We start from the raw sequence: 18,125 nt of genomic DNA, 5'->3' as shown, positions 1-18,125 counted from the left end.
GAGGATGGCGGGGTGGACCGCCGAAGCGTGGGAGACGGTGTGAGCGGGCGTGCTCATCGCCCGACGCGTCAGGGCGGGCGGATTCTCGACGTACAGGGCGCTGCTGAGCACAATCTGCGCGATGTCGACGTGTCTTTCGGGCCGGGGTTGACGGCCGTCGTCGGGGTGTCGGGGTCGGGGAAGTCGTCGTTGGCGTTCGATGTGGTGTACGCCGAGGCGCGGCGGCGGTTCGTCGAGTCGTTGGCGCTCGGGGGTAACACCCCGCGCGTTCCCGCCGCGAGGGTTCGGCGGATCGAGGGCCTGGGCCCGGCGGTGGCGGTGGCTCAGAACGTGCTCAACCGGAACTCGGCCTCGACGGTGGCGACGTCCGTCGGGCTGCACCCGTTCTTGCGGATCTTGTACTCACGGTTTGCCGAGGTCGAATGCCCGCACTGCCACATCCCGGTCCGGGCGCTCTCGGCCGAGGAGCGCCTGACAACTGCTCTGGACCTGCTCGCTCGCAACGACAGCCTGGACGTCGAGGTCGCAATTGTGCGCGGTCTGGTGGGGAGTCACGCGCGACTGCTCGCGGGTATCCGAGGACAGTTCGCCCAGGTCACGGTCGACGGACGCCCGCGGCGTGCGACCTCCAAGAGCCGCCTCGACCCGGCTCTCCCCCACGACATCGTCGTACGAGTGGCCACCCTTCAACCCGGCATGTCGGCCGCCGAGGTCCGGGCGACGCTGGAGCAAGCCGACGCCTTGGGCAGGCCCGAGGTGCTGCTCGGTGGTACGCCGGTACTGCGGGCGCCGATCTGTCCGCAGTGTGGCGCATGGGTCCGGCCTCTCGCACCGTCGGCGTTCCGGGGTGACAACGACACCTCGTCGCATCGCATCGCCGGCGTCACGCTTCAGGAGCTGGCAGCTCGATGCGTGACCGAGGTCCTCGACTTCGTGCAGGAGCTCCCGCTCGGGTCGCGTGCTCGACGCATCCAGGACGAGTTGCTGCGACGCCTTCGTCCGCTGCAGGAGCTCGGCCTTGGGTACCTCGCCCTCGACCGGTCGATGCCGACGCTCTCGCGCGGCGAGGCGCAACGAACCCGGCTCGCCGTCGTACTGTCGGGCCGCCTCGAAGACCTGCTGCACGTGCTCGACGAGCCGACGATCGGTTTGCATCACAAAGATCTCGCCCGACTGCTCGACGCCATCGCCGCTCTCCCCGGACCGGTGCTGATGGTCGAACACGACCCGTTGGCCGTCGCCATGGCCGACGACGTCGTGGAGATCGGGCCCGGCGGTGGGGAAGGCGGAGGACGGTTGGTCTTCCAGGGTCCGCCCGCGGACCTGTGGCGAGCCGGCACAGCCTCGGGCATCGGCTTCTCCGCCGGCGCACGCCGGCAGCGAGCGCAACGCCCGGTATCCGGTGACCGGATCCGCATCACGGGCGCGAACCTGCGCAACCTCAACGCTGTCGACTGCGAGATCCCGCTCGGATCGCTGACCGTGATCACCGGGCCGTCGGGAGCAGGCAAGACCACGCTCACCCAGGGGGTGCTGCTGGCATCCCTGCGCGAGCGTGGCCCGGTCGGATGTACGGCGTTCGACGCGCCGGCGACCCGAGCTCGTGCGGTGGATCAGGCTCCGCTGGGCAACAGCCCGCGGTCGAATCCGGCGACGTACACCAAACTGCTCGACCGGATCCGCGACGTCTTCGCGGACGAGACCGGACGATCACCATCGGAGTTCACCTTCAACCGGGCGGAGGGTGCGTGCCCCGACTGCGAGGGCATGGGATCGGTGGCGATCGGCATGAGCTCGCTGGCGCCGATCTGGGTTCCATGCGAGACCTGCGACGGCCTGCGCTACCGTCCCGAGGTCCTCGAGGCAACCTGGGCGGGTCGGTCGATCGCCGATGTGTTGGCTCTGAGCGTCGACGAGGCCACCGCGGTGTTCGCCGAGCACCCCTCGGTGAGCCGCATCCTGCAACCCCTGCAGGAGGTCGGCCTTGGCTATCTGACGCTCGGGCAGCCGTCTCCGAGCCTTTCCGGTGGTGAAGCCCAACGCGTACGGCTGGCCCGCGAGGTGGCCAAGGCGCGGTCCGGCGACCTCGTGCTGCTCGACGAGCCCACGACAGGTCTGCATCCCGGCGACCTCGATCGACTCCTCTCGGTGCTCGACCGGCTGACGGACAGCGGTTGCACCGTGGTCGTTGTGGAACACCAGCCTGATGTAATCGCCGCAGCCGACTGGCGCATCGAGCTGGGCCCGGGCGGGGGTCCCGACGGCGGACGTCTGCAGCATTGCGGGCCTCCCCTTGCCGACAAGCAGCCACCGGTGCGGCCTCGCGCCAAGCCGCGCACCAACCGCCGGTCCAGCGACGCCATCCAGGTGCGAGGTGCCCGCGCCCACAACCTGCAGGCAGTCGACGTCGACTTCGCCAAGGACCGGTTCACCGTCGTCACCGGCGTATCGGGTTCGGGCAAGTCGTCGTTGGTTCACGACGTCCTCGAGTCGGAGGCAACCAGGCGCCTGCTCGAATGCTTGTCGGTCTACGAGCGGCAGTCGGTCCGCGAGGGACCGGAGGCTCCGGTCGACTCCCTGACCGGCCTGGGTACGACGATGAGCATCGACCCGTCCGGCCTGAGCTTCGACGGGCGCGGGCCGGGCTTCTACGTCTGGGACGCCGACCGGGTGACCGTCGGCCGGTCCACCGACCTCGACCGCCTGCTCGCCGTCGTCATCGCGAAGGCCGGCGTCCGCACCTGTCTTTCCTGCGGAGGCGAGACCGTACGCCGGACGTCCCCGAAGCCGGAGTCGCCGTGGAGCTGCAGCGACTGCGGCACCGGCGCGGTCCCGATCGAGCCGCGCCATGTGGTCGGATCCCCCGTCTCGATCTGTCCACAGTGCCTGGGTCTGGGAGTCGAGCGAGAGTTCGAATTCGACAAGCTGATCGTGGACCCGGACGCGCCTGTCTACGGCGGTGTCTTCGGCGGCATGCTGGCGTGGTTCGGCACAACCAGCGGGGAGGAGCCGCCGATCCGCTCGCTGGCCGACCGCTACGGGTTCGACTTCGACCGCACCCCCTGGAAGGCGTTGAGTGACGAGGCCCAGCACGCCGTTCTGTATGGTGACGCGTTCTGGCGCGGGTTGAACGCGTGGGCCGCGAACGACGTCGGCGGTACGGTCTCGACGGCGTCTCCGTGTCGCGAGTGCGTCGGCCGGCGGCTGCGTTCGCCGTACCTGACGATCCGACTGCAGGGACTCGCGCGGGACGAGTTCTTTGCGGCCTCGCTCGCGGATCTGGAGGTCGTGATGACCTCGATGGAGGTGCCCGACGATCCACAGGCCGCGGACGCGCGGACCGTCGCGCTGCGTCGGCTCGGCTTCCTGCGTTCGGTCGGTCTGGGCTACCTCCACCTGAACCGGGCGACCTGGACCCTCTCGGCCGGCGAGGCGCAACGGATCAAGTTGGCGTCGGTGCTCGGCGACGGACTGGTCGGCATGACGGTGCTGCTGGACGAACCGTCGAGGGGCCTGCATCCCGCTGAAGTCACTGCACTGGCCCGGACGCTGACCGAGTTGCGGGCCGCCGGCAACACCGTCATCGCCGTCGAGCACGACCCGATCATCATCCGCGCGGCCGACGACGTGATCGAGATCGGCCCCGGCGCCGGGCCGTCCGGCGGTCGCCTGGTCGGTCTGGACAGCGCGCAGTCGGTGACGCGAGCGATCTTGGACGGACAAGTTCCGGCGGTACGCCGCGACCGCCGCCGGGAACCGGCAGGTTGGATGGAGGTGACCGGAGCGCGCGAGAACAACCTCGACGGCCTCGACGCCGACGTACCCCTCGGCGTGCTGGTCGGGGTTTGCGGGGTGTCCGGGTCGGGCAAGTCGTCGCTGGTCGTCGACACCGTCGCGCTGGGTCTCGCCCGACCGAAGACCAACATTCCCGGCCGCGGCGCGATCCGCGTCCGGCCGGGCGACCACGACACCATCTCCGGCGCGCCCACGCGGACGGTCGTCGCCGACCAGTCCCGCGCGGAGATCACGTCACCGGGAATGTTCCTCGGGCTCATCGGCGCCGTCCGGAAACAGTTTGCCGCGAGCGAGGCCGCGATCGAGCAGGGCATCACGATCAAGGACCTGAGCTATGGCTGCGACGCCTGCAAGGGCAAAGGCGTGTGGCAACAGGACATGTCGTTCCTGCCCTCGGTTAGCCAGACCTGCGATGCCTGTGGCGGGACCGGCTACCGCCACGAGGCTGCCGCCCTGCTCGATCGGGGCCGGAGTCTGGCCGATATCGAAGCGCTCACCATCGCCGAACTGGTCGACGAGTGGGGCGACCTCGACGCCGTACGTCGGGTGGGCGGCGCCGCCGTCGAACTCGGACTCGGCTACCTCGTACTGCGACAGCCGGGCTGGAGCCTGTCGGGCGGCGAAGCGCAGCGGCTGAAGCTTGCCAAGGAATTCGCCCGTACGACGAAGGCAGCCGCCCTGTACGTGCTCGACGAACCGACCGTCGGCCTGCACGCCACGGATGTCGCGGTACTGGTCCGCACGCTCGACACCCTCGTTGCCGCCGGCAACAGCGTGCTCGTGGTCGAACACGATCCCGCCTTCCTCGCCGCCTGCGACTGGCTCATCGAGCTCGGACCGGGCGCGGGGTCGGACGGCGGCCGGATCATCTTCGAAGGCCCGCCCGACGCGATGCTCGACACCCCGACCGCACCGCATCTGCTCGAGGTGCTGCGATGAACGTCGCAACGCTGCTGCTCGGCGATCCGTCCCCGTCGCTGCGGTGGCGAGCTGCCCGCGAACTGGAGGGCGCCCACGACGAGGACGCCGAGGTCGCCGCGTGGCGTGCCGAGATCGACCGGAGCCCGGAGATCGAGGCACTCGTCTCGCGGCTGGCAGCGGCCGGGCCCTATGACGCAGGGCATCTGCTCTGCCGACTGGCGTATCTCGGCTATCGCGGACCGGCGATGGAGGCCGCGGCCGAGAAGATCTTCGCCGCACAGCAACCGGATGGCTCGTGGTCGGTTCCTGGCCCGGTCGAGGGTCCTCGCTTCATCACGATGCACACCGTCGTACCGCTGCGTGGCATCGCCGCCGCTGGCTTCGCGAACGATCCTCGGGCCGAGCGTGCCTACGAGTGGCTGCTCGGTGTCCGCCTCTCCGATGGGTCGTGGCCTGCAGGCCCGAAAGCAGATCTCGGACAGGCGGGGCGCCCGGCACCGCCGGAGAAGGAGTACCGCCGGCTGAATCGTGGGCTCGGGTGCCGATCGGCGACGACCGGCGCTGTCGCCTGCTTGGCGATGCATCCCGAGCGACGGCTATCCGACGCCGCGCGGCTCGGTGTCGATCATCTGCTCGCCCGCGAGACCCGAGACGCGTCGACGATCGGTTGGGAGGTGTCCCGGCTCGTCGGGCTCGAACGGGCGCTGGGCCAGATCACGTTCTACGCCACCTTCGATCTCGCCTTCGTGCTCGACCTCGCCTCCAGATGCGGCGTCTCGCGACAGGACCGCCGGGTCCACGACCTGGTCGAGTACCTGGAGAGCCTCCGCGGGCCTTACGGGCTGTGGCAACACGCCGTCCATCCGCAACTCGCCGGTTGGCTGACCCTCGATGTGGAGACCAGCCTGCGCCGCCTCGACGACGGTGACTGGATCGGCAACGAGGAGCCCGCCGGCTTCACGCCGTACCAGCGCGGAGCACGCCGGTACTGATGCATCGGGCCGGGGTAGCCCGGTCGGGGTTAGCGTCGGAGTATGACGGCTCCTGACATCAACAGTCCTGAAGAGCAGGTCCGGTACCAGCGAGGGCTGGAGGTGCTGAACGAGGTCGACGGCGGCTCCGCGCCCGCCGTGATGGAGAACCTCGCCGACATCGCACCGGCCATGGCCCATCACATCGTCGCGTTCGGCTTCGGCGACATCTATTCACGCCCGGGCCTCGACCCCAAGCAACGCCAACTCGTCACACTGGGCATCCTCACCGCGCTGGGCGGCTGCGAAGCCCAACTCGAGGTCCACGTCCGCACGTCGCTCAACGTCGGCCTGACCCCGACCGAAATCGTGGAAGCCTTCACCCACGCGGCCGGGTACGCCGGATTCCCCCGCGCGCTCAACGCGATCGGCGTGGCCAAGCGCGTCTTCGCCGAACGCGATCTACTGCCTGTCAGGGAGAACTGATGGCCAAGCTGATCTACTCCGCGATCGCCTCACTCGACCTGTACGTCGAGGACGCCGAGGGCAGGTTCGACTGGGCCGCACCGGACGAGGAGGTCCACGCGTTCGTCAACGAACTGGAACGCCCGATCGGCACGTACCTGTACGGGCGCCGGATGTACGAGACGATGGCGTACTGGGAGACCGCCGCGGACCCGTCGCCCGTCAGCCAGGAGTACGCGAATATCTGGAAGGCGGCTGACAAGGTCGTCTACTCACGGTCGCTGGAAGCAGTCACCACCACCCGCACACGTCTCGAACGCGACTTCACCGCCGAGTCGGTGCAACAGCTGAAGGACTCGTCCCCCACCGACCTCAGCATCGGCGGCGCAGAGCTAGCCGGCCAGGCCCTCAAAGCAGGCCTCGTCGACGAGCTCCACCTCCTCCTCAACCCGGTCATCGTCGGCGCCGGCAAACACGCCCTACCCAACAACCTCCAAGCAAACCTAACCCTCCTCAACGAACACCGCTTCCCCACCGGCGTCATCCACCTCCACTACACCCTCCGTCCCTAGACGAAGGGAGCGGCCGCGTAGCGCGCGGGGGCTTGCTAGTTAGCCGTTCGGGCCGAGGAGTTTCTCTAGGTCGGAGAGGACGTCCATGGCGCCTAGTGGGCCGAGGCCCAGGAACCAGACCTCGTCGTCTACGCGTGCCGACTTACCTGCCTTCACCGCGGCCAGCGACTTCCACAGGTTGCCGTTGACAACCTTGTTCTCGTCGGTGGTGTCCGGCTTGCCGTAGCTGGAGTAGAAGATCCAGTCGCCGGCGGCCTTGCCGATGTTCTCCTGGGACACCTCGACCGCGAGATCCTGCACATCCTGGATCTTGGGCCGCGGCAAACCGATGTCTTTCAGGATGACGCCGATGAAGGACAGGTTGCCGTACAGCCGGATCTCCCCCGGCCGGAAGCGGACGAGCGAGATCGTCGGCGAGCCCTGGACCTTGGACTTCACCTCGTTGGCGCGCTTCTGGTAGTCGTTCAGGATTCCGGTGGCCTTGTCCTCCTCCCCGACCGCGTCCGCGACCAGCAGGAAGTTCTCCTTCCACGGGAAGCCGGGGCGGATGCTGAAGACCGTCGGCGCGATCGCGCTGAGCTTGTCGTACAGGTCGTTCGCGCGCAGCTTGCTGCCGAGGATGAGGTCCGGCTTGAGCGCCGCGATCGCCTCGAGGTTGAGTTCGCTGATGCCGCCGACCGTCTTGATGCCCTGCGCCTTATCGGCGAGGTACGACGGTACGCCGTTCTGCCCCGCGGTGGTGGCCATGCCGACGGGCGTGATGCCCAGCGCCAGTACGTCGTCCAGCTCGCCGCTGTCGAGCACGACCACGCGCGACGGCTTGGCCGGGATCTTGGTCTCGCCGAGCGCGCCCTTCACGGTCCGCGGGAACGCACCGGGCGCGGCGTCCGAGCCGAGTTTCGCGGTCTCGGCGTCGGCGGTGCTGAACAGCCGCCCGCCGGTCGCCACGTCCTTGTCCCCGACCCCGGTGTCCGCACTCTTGGTGTCGCCACCACCGCAGCCCGCCACGAGCAGGACGGCGGCCGACACGACGATCCCCATCAGCTTCTTCACGAACGTTGAGCCTACAACAACCAAAGTTAGGCAGACCTAACCAGGTCCACCTTGTGCACCGATCAACCACGCCGGGGCGGCCGAAACGGTTGACCGGTGCTCAAAGCGGTCAGACGAGGATGCGCTGCTCGCCGGCGGCGAGAGTAATCGTGGTGACGTCGACCGGCGTCAGCGCGATGCGGTGCGTGCCCGCGTGCGACGCCCGTACGACGGCCTCCGTGAGTACGCCGTTCCGCCACGTCACGTCGAACGACAGACCGCCCCGCGCGCGCAGCCCGCGGAAGGAGCCGTCGGGCCACTCGGACGGCAGTGCGGGCAGGACGCGGATCACGTCGGTGTGGCTCTGCAGCAGCAGCTCCGGGATGCAGCCGGTCATGCCGAAGTTCGCGTCGATCTGGAAGATGTCGCCGTCTCGGTGCAGGAGGTTGTCGGACACGAGGCGACTCAGATAGTCCTGAATCACCGCAACCGCCTTCGACGGCTCGAACAGTCGTGCCCACAGCGCCACCAACCAGGCCGCGGTCCAGCCACCGTTCACAGCGCCATCGGTCCGCAGGTCCAACGAAGCACGAGCGGCCGCGGCCCACTCCGGCGTACGCGTCGGGTCGATCTCCGCTCCCGGATACAACCCGTAAAGATGCGACTGATGCCGATGCTGTGGCTCGGACGGCGGCCAGTCCGTCGGCCACTCGTGCAGCCGCCCATCCGGCGTCACCCGCACCGAAGGCAGGCGATCACGAGCCGCTGCAGCACGCGAAGTGAACGACGAGTCGAGCCCCAGGACCGCGGCGGCTTCAGCCAGGTTCGCGAACAGCTCGCGAATCAGCCAGATGTCGTACGTCGAGGTCAGGTCGACGGAAGCCTTCGAACCCGACGGCAAGATGAAATGGTGCTCAGGCGCCGTCGACGGGATGAACTGGAGCACCCCATCGCCATCCTCGACGAGCATCGAAAGCACGAACTCCGCCGCGCCCGCGATCAACGGGTACGCACGGTCGCGCAGGAAGTCCACGTCCAGCGTGAACCGGTAGTGCTCCATCAGATGCGCAGTCAACCAGACGCCGCAGGTCGCGCACATCGCCCAGACGGGATCGTCACCGCCCGCGCCGACCGGCCAGGTCGCGCGCCACAGGTCCGCGTTGTGATGCGAGACCCACCCCGGCGCGTCGTACAGAATCCGCGCGGTGTCGGCACCGGACGACGCCAAGCCCTCGATCAGGTCGACCAAAGGATCGAAGCACTCGTGAAGGCCGGTCAGGTCGGCCGGCCAGTAGTTCATCTGGGTGTTGATGTTGTTGGTCCAGTCGCTGGCCCACATCGGCCGGCGGTCCTGGTTCCAGATGCCTTGCAGGTTGGCCGCCTGCGTCCCGGGGCGGGAGGACACCATCAACAGGTACCGCCCGAAGTTGAACGTCAGCGCGACCAGGTCGGGATCGTTGCCCCCGGCAGCTACTGCCTTGATCCGCTCGTCGGTCGGCAATTCACTGGGCGCGCCCAACGAAAGCGACGACCGGTCGTACAGCGACGCATGATCCTCGACATGACGCGCACGAAGTTTCTCCACGGCAACCGAATCCAGGACCGCCACCGCGGCAGCCAAAGCAACCAACGGATCCCGCCCCGGCGGCACCGACCATCCGGCGAAGGTACTTGCCGCCGACAACACGACTGTCACACTGTCCGCACCACGGACCACAACACCCGCGTCGGACGCCACCGCCGTCCCACCATCGACGAGCGCCCGGAGCGCGACACCGAACCCGGTGCCGCGCCCTTCCTCGTACCGGATCGGGTCCGGCCGATCCCGGTACTCGATCGTCAGATCCGACGGCGCATGCCCGACCACGCCATAGGTGCCGTCGGCAACTTCCGGCCGGACCGGGTGCTGACTCTCCAACGCCAGTTCGAGATCGACAGCACCCGGCCGGTCGGCCGTGATCGTCCACACCATGACCTGGTCCGGCGTGGACACGAAGGTCTCACGCCGGAACCGCGTCCCGTCAACTGTGTAGTCCACACCGACGATCCCACTGCGCAGGTCCAAACTCCGCCTGTAGTCCGCAGCCGCGCCGGCCGACCGGATCACCAGGTCGGCGAGCGGCTGGTACGACTCCACCAACGGACCCTGCAACGCGCGGGTCCGCTCGGTGGCCGCCAGCCGATCACCTTCCTCCAGCAACAGCCGCCGTACGTCGGCCAGCACCGCCGGCCCGTCCGGCACCGTCAAGGTGCGCGGACCGTCACCCGACCAGACGTCGTCGAGGTTGAGCGCGATCCGCTCCTCACCGACCCGGCCGAACACCTTCCCGCCGAGGTGCCCGTTGCCCACCGGCAACGCCTCGAACCAATCAGGTGCCGGGGTGCGGAACCACAGTTCGTGCGACATGAGGAGTTACTTGTTCCCGGACTTGTACTTGTCGTAGGCCTGCTGGTTGATCTGCAGGTACCGCGGCATGCCGGTGCTCTCCAGACCCTTCACGTACGCGTCCCAATCGGTGTCGATGTTCTTCGAACCGGTGATGAACGCCAACTGGTTCTGGTTCACGTAGTTGTTCAGGTTGGTCTGCAGCGTGGCGATCTCACCGCTCAGGCTCGGGTCCGGCCACATGAACGACTGCGGGAACCACTGCGACTTGTCGACATGTCCCTCGTACTGCTTGGTCGCCTCCCACAGCCGCCGCTCCAGACCGGCGCCCGAGTAGATGTCCTTCGGCACGACCTGCGCGTTCCGGAAGGCCAACGTGTTGTTGTACTGGCCGAGCGCGCCCCAGCTGATGTTCTTCGGGGCGTTCTGCGCCGGCTTGTACAGCGGCTTGGTGCTCGCGTCGAGCGCGATGTCACCGGCGGCAGGCTTGGTCCAGCCGACACCCTTCGGGCCCATGTTGGTGATCATCTGACCCTCGTCGGTGTAGATCCAGTCGAGCATCTTGATCGCCGCGACCTGGGCCTCCTTGCTGGCCTTGTTGGTCAGCATGAACGTGTAGCCGGTCGAGGTCGGGTGGTTGTACCCGGTGTAGCTCTTGCCCTCCGGACCGGTCAGCGGCGGGACGGCGTCGTACTGCTTGTCGCGGCCGTCCTTGGAGTCGAGCTGGACGAAGATGCCCGGCCACAGGACCGGCACCGATCCGAGCTTGACCGCCTTCGGGTCGTTGCCCTGCGCCTGCAGCGCCTGCGCGTTCTGGGTGAACGCGGCCTGGTCGATCAGGCCGTCCTTGTAGAGGCCGTGGATGTACTTCAGCCCTTCCTTCCACTGGTCCGAGGTCACCGGCGTGACGACCTTGTCACCGTTCAGCGTGAGCAGCGACCGTACGCCGTTGTTCGCGCCGACCGGGTCGTAGGCGAACGCGTTCATCAGGTACGCGATCAGGCTGCTGTCCTGGACGTCGGTGGTCATCGGGATCTCGTCGGCCTTGCCGTTGCCGTTCGGGTCCTTGGTCTTGAATGCCTCGAGCACCTTGCGCAGGTCATCGGTGGTCTTGGGCACCTGCAGGCCGAGCTTCTTCAGCCAGGTGCTGTTGATCCACAGCTTGTCCGGGTAGGTGCAGTGGAAGCAGTCGGCCCACTGCGGCAGGGCGTAGATGTGACCGTCGGGCGCGGTCGCCATCTCCTTGTACTCCTTGTTGCTGTCGAGCACCTTCTGGATGTTCGGCGCGTTGTCCTTGATCAGGCCCTCGAGCGGCACCGCGACGCCCTGCTGGCCGAGCTTGAGCACCTCGGCCTGGGTGAAGGCGTCGACCCACGGGATCAGGAAGAACAGGTCCGGGTAGTCGCCGCTGGCCAGCGCGATCTGCCGCTTCTCCTTGGCCGGCCCGGCGTCGTACGTCGTGGTCTGCCACCGGAACTGGATCTTGAACTTGTCGCTGACGATCTTGGTGACCGCGTTGGTGGTCAGGTTGGTGCTGGAGTCCGACGGCGTGAACGTGTCGATGACGACCTTGCCGTCGGCCGAGGTCTCGTTCGCCGCTCCCTTGGACGACTTGTCCGAGCTGCACGCCGCCAGGGCGAGCGCACCGGCGGCCGCCAGCGCGACGACCTTGCTCACGGATGAGCGCATTGCTGTGTTCCTCTCTGAAGTGGGCCGAGTTCAGCCCTTGACCGCGCCGACCATTACGCCCTTGGTGAAGTGGCGGGCGACGAACGGGTAGATGATCAGTACGGGCAGACTCGAGATGACGATGAGCGCGTACTTGAGGACGTTGGCCAGCTGCTGCTGTTCGAGCTGCTGGGCCAGGTTCGTCGTGGTGGTGGATCCGGTGAGGGTGTTCAGGATCAGCACGTTGCGGAGCACGATCTGCAGCGGGTACAGACCGGGGTCCTTGAGATAGATCAGGGCGTCGAAGTAGCTGTTCCACTGGAAGATCGCGTACATCAGCGCGATCACCGCGATCACCGGCTTCGACAGCGGCAGCACGATCGACCACAGGAAGCGCAAGTCACTGGCCCCGTCGATGGTGGCCGCCTCGTACAGCTCGTCCGGGATCGTCGAGCGGAAGAACGTCCGGGCGATGATCACCTGCCAGACCCCGATCGCGCTCGGGATCACCATCGCCCAGCGGGTGTTCAGCATGCCGAGATCCTGGACCACCAGGTACGTCGGGATCAGGCCGCCGGAGAACAGCATCGTGAAGATCAGCACGCTCATGATCACGTTCCGGCCGAAGAACGTCCGGCGGGACAGCGGGTACGCGATCGCGATCGTCAGCGTGACGCTGATCAGCGTCCCGCCGATCGCGTAGATGAACGAGTTCAGGTAGCCCTTCATGATCAACGGATCGCTGAAGGCCTCTTTGTACGCACGGACACTCGGCTCGATCGGCCAGAACAGCACCCGGCCCGCACTCACCGCCGACGGGCTGCTGAACGAGTTCGCGACGATGTAGATCAGCGGGACCGCGACGATGATCAGCGCCAGCCAGAGCATGATCTTCACGCCGGCCAGGAAGATCTTGTCGGTCCGCGTCTCCTCGATCGCGGTGCGCTTCGAGCTCTCCGGCCGCTGCGCCGTACGCCGGAAGCCTTGCAATGTGACGCTCATGACCACAGTCCGTTTCCGGTGATGCGCTTGGCGACGAAGTTCACGCCGAGCAGCAGGAAGAGGTTGATCACCGAGTTGAAGAGCCCGATGGCGGTCGCCATGCTGAAGTCCGCGTTCAGCAGACCGGTCTTGTAGACGTAGGTGGCGATGATCTCGGACTGCGCGGTGTTCAGCGGGTTCTGCAGCAGGAACGCCTTCTCGAACCCGATCGACATGATGTTGCCGACGCCGAGCACCAGGATGATCACCGCGGTCGGCATGATCCCCGGCAGGTCGACGTGCCGGATCCGTTGCAGCCGGCTGGCGCCGTCGATCCGCGCCGACTCGTGCAGCGCGGGGTCGATACCGGACAGTGCGGCCAGGTAGATCACCGCGGAGTACCCGGTGGTCTGCCAGACGTCGGACCAGACGTAGATGTGACGGAAGTAGTTCGGGTTCCCGAGGAAGTCGATCGACGGTACGCCGAACAGCCCGATCGCGTCGTTCACGAAACCGAGCCGCGGCGACAGCACCAGGATCGTCATCGAGACCACCACGACGGTGGAGATGAAGTACGGCGCGTAGGTGACCAGCTGGACGGTCTTCTTGAACCGGCCGTTGCGGATCTCGTTCAGCGCGATCGCCAGGATGATCGGGATCGGGAAGCTGGCGAGCACCGTGTAGACCGACAGCAGGAAGGTGTTCTTCACGAGGGTCCAGAACACCGGGTTCTGGAAGAACAGCTCGAAGTTCTTGAACCCGACCCAGTCGCTGCCCCACGGGCCCTTGACCGGGCTGTAGTCCTTGAACGCGATCACCGCGTTGGCGATCGGGATGTACTTGAAGATGACGAAGTACGCGAGCGGTACGACGATCAGCAGGTACAGCTGCCAATGCCGCCGCAGGCTCCGCCGGGCCTGGGTCCGGCGGGACGTTCGCGGTGGCTTCCGGGCAGCAGTCTCACCCGCCCGCGGCGCCGCTGGCGCCGGCGCCGGTTTCACCTCGAAGGTTGCGCTCACTCCGCATCCTTTCCCTCACGCGCTGGAGTGGAACCGATATCCGATAGGATCTCGGGTTTCGCTATCCCGGAGGATGACACACAATCCCTCCGGAGCGGAAGAGTTCCCGGCCCGGTCGATACCGGACGGTGACCGATACGCCCGAATCCCTTGCACACAAGGAGAATTCAGTGTTGCCTGCAGCAACTACCGGGCAGCAAACGCCGAATGATCCGATGGCCAGCCATCGGATCCGGGCACACACCGATCAAGCCCGGAGTCGCTCTGAGCCACCGACACCGGACCGATCCACAATTTATTTCTTCCGTTAACTATATAGCAGTCAACCCGCCCGCCGGTCCTCATGTCAAGACCTGAACTTGGCCCGGGTCCGATCGCAACAAGCTCAGGAAGCAGAGGCGTCAGGCTTCGTCGACGCGGAGTGAAGGGCGGCCACGTCGAGGGCCCAGTCGGCGAGAGATCGGAGGGCTTCGGGGTTCAGTTCGTGCCAGCGGTGGCGGCCGGTGTGGGTGGTTCGGACTACGTCGGCTGTTTGGAGGATCTTGAGGTGTTGCGACACCGCGGGCCGGCTGATGGGGAAGAGTTCGGCGAGTTGTCCGGTCGTGGCCGGACCCTGGGCCAGGCGGGTGACGATTCGGCGGCGGGACGCGTCGGCCATCGCGGTCAGGACGGCGCCGATCTCGATCGTCACAACACTCCTTAGATCGCGTAAGCAGGACCTTACGTGTAAGGATCTACTTACGCAATGCGGCAAAAACCTGACCCGACCATCACGGGGGAACGGCCGGGCCAGGCAGTAACGATAGTACCCCGGATCACCGCCTGTGGTCGGCAAATCCGGAGGCGGACGCGCCGGGTCTCGTCTACCCTGAGCGGCATGCAAACCTGCTCCTGAAAGCGCACCTCCGCGGCCTGACCCGGGCCACCGTCGTGCGTCACGCCAAGCGCTTGACCGCCGGTCGCGCTTCGTCATGCCCGCACACGCTTTCGGGAGCACTCCGACATGTCTGTCTACCGGTCCGCGGACCCTGTTCGGACGTACTACGTCTACAACGCCGCCTGGTCGTTCCTCGCCGCGCTGTCGTTCACCCTCAGCGCGGTCTACTACGTCCGCGACGCCGGACTGAACCCGCTGCAGATGGTCCTGGTCGGGACCACGCTCGAGCTCGCCTGCTTCCTCTTCGAGATCCCGACCGGCATCGTCGCCGACCTCTACAGCCGCCGGCTCTCGATCATCATCGGCTTCGTGCTGATCGGCGCCGGCTTCCTGCTCCAGGGGCTGGTGCCCGCGTTCCTCGCGATCCTCGCCGCGCAGGTACTGTGGGGCGTCGGCTTCACGTTCACCTCGGGCGCCGACCAGGCCTGGATCACCGACGAGGTCGGCACCGAGCGCGCCGCCCCCGTCTTCGTCCGCGCCCAGCAGTTCGAGCTGGGCGGCAGGATCGTCGGGATCGTCAGCGCCGGCGCGCTCGGTCTGATCAGCCTGCCCCTGCCGATGGCGGTCTCCGGCGCCGGGATGATCCTGCTGGCGCTGATGCTCGCGGTCTTCATGCGCGAACAGAACTTCCACCGGACGCCGAAGCACGAGCGCGAGACGTTCCGGCAGATGGCCGAGACGTTCAAGAGCGGCCTCGACGCGGCCCGGCGGCGTCCCGTCGTACGCACGCTGGTGATCATCAGCCTGATCTCGGGCCTGGCCAGCGAGGCGTTCGACCGGCTGTGGTCGGTCAAGATCCTGAACTTCAGCTTCCCGACAGTGTTCGGTACGTCGGAGCCCGCGTTCTGGTTCACCGTGCTCGCACTGGTCGGCACGCTGTTGTCGCTCTTCACGTCCCTGGCCCTGAACCGGCTCTCCCCCGATCGCCTGTCCGCCGCGCATCCCACGGGCATCCTCGCAACTTTGGCGATGCTGCAGGTGGTCGGCATCTGCTCGTTCGCCCTGCTCGGGAACCTCTGGCTCGCGCTGGCCGCGATGTGGCTCAACACCGTCGCCGGCATCCTCGCGTACCCGATCGAGTCCGCCTGGCTGAACCGCCACGTCGACTCCCGCTCGCGCGCGACGGTGATCTCGATGGTCTCCCAGGCGAACGCGATCGGTCAGGTCGTCGGCGGCCCACCGCTGGGCGCCCTCGGCCGCGCCTCGCTGCGCGCTGCATTGCTGGCATCCGGTCTGATCTGGCTACCGATCCCGGCGCTCTATCTCAAGCTCCGCGCCACCAACGCCCGGCGAGGCGGCCCGCCGGCACTGACCAACCCGGCACCAGCGGACGGCTCGCCGCTCATCAGTACTGGCGAAGCGGCGCCCGAGCGCGATTGATCAGTGCGGGCGGTCCGCGCTCAGTCCTCGACCTTGACGCGGACCTCTTCCCGGCGGTTGTCGTATGAGGACTTGATCAAGCTGGCGACCGTGGTGATGAACAGCGTGCCGACGATGAAGCCGAGCGACGTCAGGATGCCGATATGCGGTAGGTGGATCGCGCCGATGTCGTCGATGTGCGAGCCGTGCAGCGCCTCGATGATCAGCTTGACGCCGATGAACGCGAGGATCACCGACAGGCCGACGTTCAGGTAGATGATCCGCTCGAGCAGGCCGCCGATCAGGAAGTACAGCTGGCGCAGACCCATCAGCGCGAACGCGTTGGCGGTCAGCACGATGTACGCGTCCTGGGTGAGGCCGAAGATCGCCGGGATCGAGTCCAGCGCGAAGATCACGTTCGCCATCCCGATCGCGGCGATCACGATCACCAGCGGCGTCATCAGCCGGCGACCGTCGAGACGGGTGGTCAGCTTGTCGCCGTCGTAGTCGTGCGAGATCGGCAGGATCCGGCGCATCCCCCGCAGGACGGCGTTCTCCTGGAAGTCGGTCTCGTCGTTCTCACCCTCGAGCGCCAGCCGGACGGCGGTATAGACCAGGAACGCGCCGAAGATGTAGAACACCCAGCTCGCCGCCGAGATCGCCGCCGCGCCGGCCAGGATGAAGATCGCCCGCAGCAGCATCGAGACGACGATGCCGATGTACAGCACCTTGTCCTGCGCCAGGCTCGGCACGGCGAAGCGCGCCATGATGATCACGAACACGAACAGGTTGTCGACGCTGAGGCTGTACTCCGTGATGTACCCGGCGACGAACTCGCTGCCGCTCTGCCCGGGGCTGAACAGGAACAGACCGAGCGCGAAGAGTCCCGCGAGGCCGACGTAGAACAGCACCCATCGGGTCGCGTCCTTGATCGTCACGGTGTGGTTGCGGCGCGCGATCACGACCAGGTCGAACGCGACGATCGCGAGCAACCCGATGATCGTGAGCACCCAGACAACGGGTGGCATGACAGAGACCATAACGAACCTCCGGACGTCGGCGAACAGCAAGCTTGGTCCGGAGGTCTCTTCCACCCGACCGGTCCTCGAACTCGACCAGATCGGGCCGGCAGCACCGGTTCGGCCGCCCAGGCCTCCCGTGATGACGACACTGCCGTGGCGGAATACTCCCCTCCACAAACGGAACAAGTATATCCGGGCTTGATTCATTCCCGGTCACACCCGTCCCGCTCACCATGATCGTATACCGCATACTGACTCCAATGCTAGAGATGAGACATCAATGTCTCAAATGGGTTATGCTTGTCTCATGGCTGTGGATCGGGAGCGAGTACTGCGGGATGCCGCCGGACTGCTGATGCGGAAGTCCGGGGCGACGATGGACGAGGTCGCGCGGGCGGCCGGGATCAGTCGCGCGACGCTCAACCGGCAGTTCGCCGGACGCGACGCACTCGTCCGGGCGCTCGAGGAGCTCGGACTCGCCGAGTGTGAGAGCGCGGTGGAGAAGGCAGGCATCGACGACGGTCCGGCCGCGGACGCGGTGCGACGCCTGGTGCGAGAGCTGGAGCCGGCCGCGGGTCTGCTCGCGTTCCTTTACTCGGAGAACCAGCTCTTCGAGGGTGACGGGCAGAACGAGAGCTGGGCCCGGCTGGATGCCCGCATGGTCGCGCTGTTCCGGCGCGGGCAGGAGGCCGGCGAGTTCCGGATCGACCTCAGCCCGGTCTGGTTGAGCGAGGCGCTCTACGGATTGCTGGTCTCCGCGGCCTGGGCGATCTACGAGGGCCGGGTCGCCTCCAGAGACTTCACCTCGAACATCACCGAGTTGCTCCTCGGCGGCGCAGTACGGAGAACGGAATGAAGCAGCAGGCCACCCGGCCGACGCGCTGGCTGGCGGTCAAACCCTGAGCACACACGAACAGTAGGCAAAAAGTTTCCATTTCCGCGCTGAGCTCTGGGAGATTCCGCCGGAACGGAGTACAAACAGTCCTTGTAGGTCTTA

General features: G+C 66.9%; 13 protein-coding genes. 6 read left to right on the top strand and 7 right to left on the bottom strand.

Annotated features, from left to right (window positions below):
* The first annotated feature begins 39 nt into the window (after positions 1-39).
* From AB0J62_RS08060 to AB0J62_RS08045, 4 genes are read left to right on the top strand one after another with little or no spacing between them, the layout of a single operon-like run.
* The gene (locus AB0J62_RS08060) at positions 40-4,734 is read left to right on the top strand and encodes an ATP-binding cassette domain-containing protein (protein WP_363865689.1); all 4,695 of its coding nucleotides are present in this window, start codon (positions 40-42) and stop codon (positions 4,732-4,734) included.
* Positions 4,731-5,708 (top strand): hypothetical protein, encoded by a 978-nt coding sequence (locus tag AB0J62_RS08055; protein WP_363865687.1) that lies wholly within the window; start codon positions 4,731-4,733, stop codon positions 5,706-5,708. Before AB0J62_RS08060 ends, AB0J62_RS08055 begins: the two co-directional genes overlap by 4 nt.
* Positions 5,709-5,750: 42 nt before the next feature.
* Positions 5,751-6,173: a carboxymuconolactone decarboxylase family protein gene (locus AB0J62_RS08050; RefSeq protein WP_363865685.1), complete on the top strand. Its 423-nt coding sequence runs from the start codon at positions 5,751-5,753 to the stop codon at positions 6,171-6,173.
* Positions 6,173-6,724: a dihydrofolate reductase family protein gene (locus AB0J62_RS08045; RefSeq protein ID WP_363865683.1), complete on the top strand. Its 552-nt coding sequence runs from the start codon at positions 6,173-6,175 to the stop codon at positions 6,722-6,724. The genes AB0J62_RS08050 and AB0J62_RS08045 overlap by 1 nt, the downstream gene beginning before the upstream one ends.
* Before the next feature lie 39 nt (positions 6,725-6,763).
* Here AB0J62_RS08045 and AB0J62_RS08040 read toward each other — a convergent pair whose 3' ends face one another.
* The 6 genes from AB0J62_RS08040 to AB0J62_RS08015 all read right to left on the bottom strand — a co-directional run bounded on the left by AB0J62_RS08040 (position 6,764) and on the right by AB0J62_RS08015 (position 14,501).
* Positions 6,764-7,777 carry an iron-siderophore ABC transporter substrate-binding protein gene (locus AB0J62_RS08040; protein ID WP_363865681.1) on the bottom strand — a complete coding sequence of 338 codons (1,014 nt, stop codon included), beginning with the start codon at positions 7,775-7,777 and terminating at the stop codon, positions 6,764-6,766.
* Between the two features lie 109 nt (positions 7,778-7,886).
* Positions 7,887-10,163, bottom strand: a complete 2,277-nt coding sequence (locus AB0J62_RS08035) for a glycoside hydrolase family 95 protein (RefSeq protein WP_363865679.1) — start codon at positions 10,161-10,163, stop codon at positions 7,887-7,889.
* Positions 10,164-10,169: 6 nt separating this feature from the next.
* Positions 10,170-11,831, bottom strand: a complete 1,662-nt coding sequence (locus tag AB0J62_RS08030) for an ABC transporter substrate-binding protein (protein ID WP_363865677.1) — start codon at positions 11,829-11,831, stop codon at positions 10,170-10,172.
* Positions 11,832-11,861: 30 nt separating this feature from the next.
* Positions 11,862-12,812 (bottom strand): carbohydrate ABC transporter permease, encoded by a 951-nt coding sequence (locus tag AB0J62_RS08025; protein ID WP_363865675.1) that lies wholly within the window; start codon positions 12,810-12,812, stop codon positions 11,862-11,864.
* Positions 12,809-13,810 carry an ABC transporter permease subunit gene (locus tag AB0J62_RS08020; protein ID WP_363865673.1) on the bottom strand — a complete coding sequence of 334 codons (1,002 nt, stop codon included), beginning with the start codon at positions 13,808-13,810 and terminating at the stop codon, positions 12,809-12,811. Before AB0J62_RS08020 ends, AB0J62_RS08025 begins: the two co-directional genes overlap by 4 nt.
* A 385-nt stretch (positions 13,811-14,195) precedes the next feature.
* Positions 14,196-14,501 (bottom strand): metalloregulator ArsR/SmtB family transcription factor, encoded by a 306-nt coding sequence (locus AB0J62_RS08015; protein WP_363865671.1) that lies wholly within the window; start codon positions 14,499-14,501, stop codon positions 14,196-14,198.
* 312 nt (positions 14,502-14,813) lie between these two features.
* Between AB0J62_RS08015 and AB0J62_RS08010 the strand changes: the two genes are divergently transcribed.
* Positions 14,814-16,127: an MFS transporter gene (locus tag AB0J62_RS08010; protein WP_363865669.1), complete on the top strand. Its 1,314-nt coding sequence runs from the start codon at positions 14,814-14,816 to the stop codon at positions 16,125-16,127.
* Positions 16,128-16,147: 20 nt separating this feature from the next.
* Here the strand turns inward: AB0J62_RS08010 and AB0J62_RS08005 are convergent, their stop codons facing one another.
* Positions 16,148-17,134 carry a TerC/Alx family metal homeostasis membrane protein gene (locus tag AB0J62_RS08005; RefSeq protein ID WP_363865667.1) on the bottom strand — a complete coding sequence of 329 codons (987 nt, stop codon included), beginning with the start codon at positions 17,132-17,134 and terminating at the stop codon, positions 16,148-16,150.
* Between the two features lie 301 nt (positions 17,135-17,435).
* On the opposite strand from AB0J62_RS08005, the gene AB0J62_RS08000 reads away from it, so the two are divergent.
* Positions 17,436-17,984 carry a TetR/AcrR family transcriptional regulator gene (locus tag AB0J62_RS08000; RefSeq protein WP_363865665.1) on the top strand — a complete coding sequence of 183 codons (549 nt, stop codon included), beginning with the start codon at positions 17,436-17,438 and terminating at the stop codon, positions 17,982-17,984.
* The last annotated feature ends 141 nt before the right edge of the window (positions 17,985-18,125 follow it).

It is taken from the genome of Kribbella sp. NPDC049584, from assembly GCF_040675555.1.
Taxonomy (GTDB): Bacteria; Actinomycetota; Actinomycetes; order Propionibacteriales; family Kribbellaceae; genus Kribbella.
The sequence above is the reverse complement of the archived record's forward strand: the minus strand, read 5'-3'. Positions and strand labels throughout refer to the sequence as shown.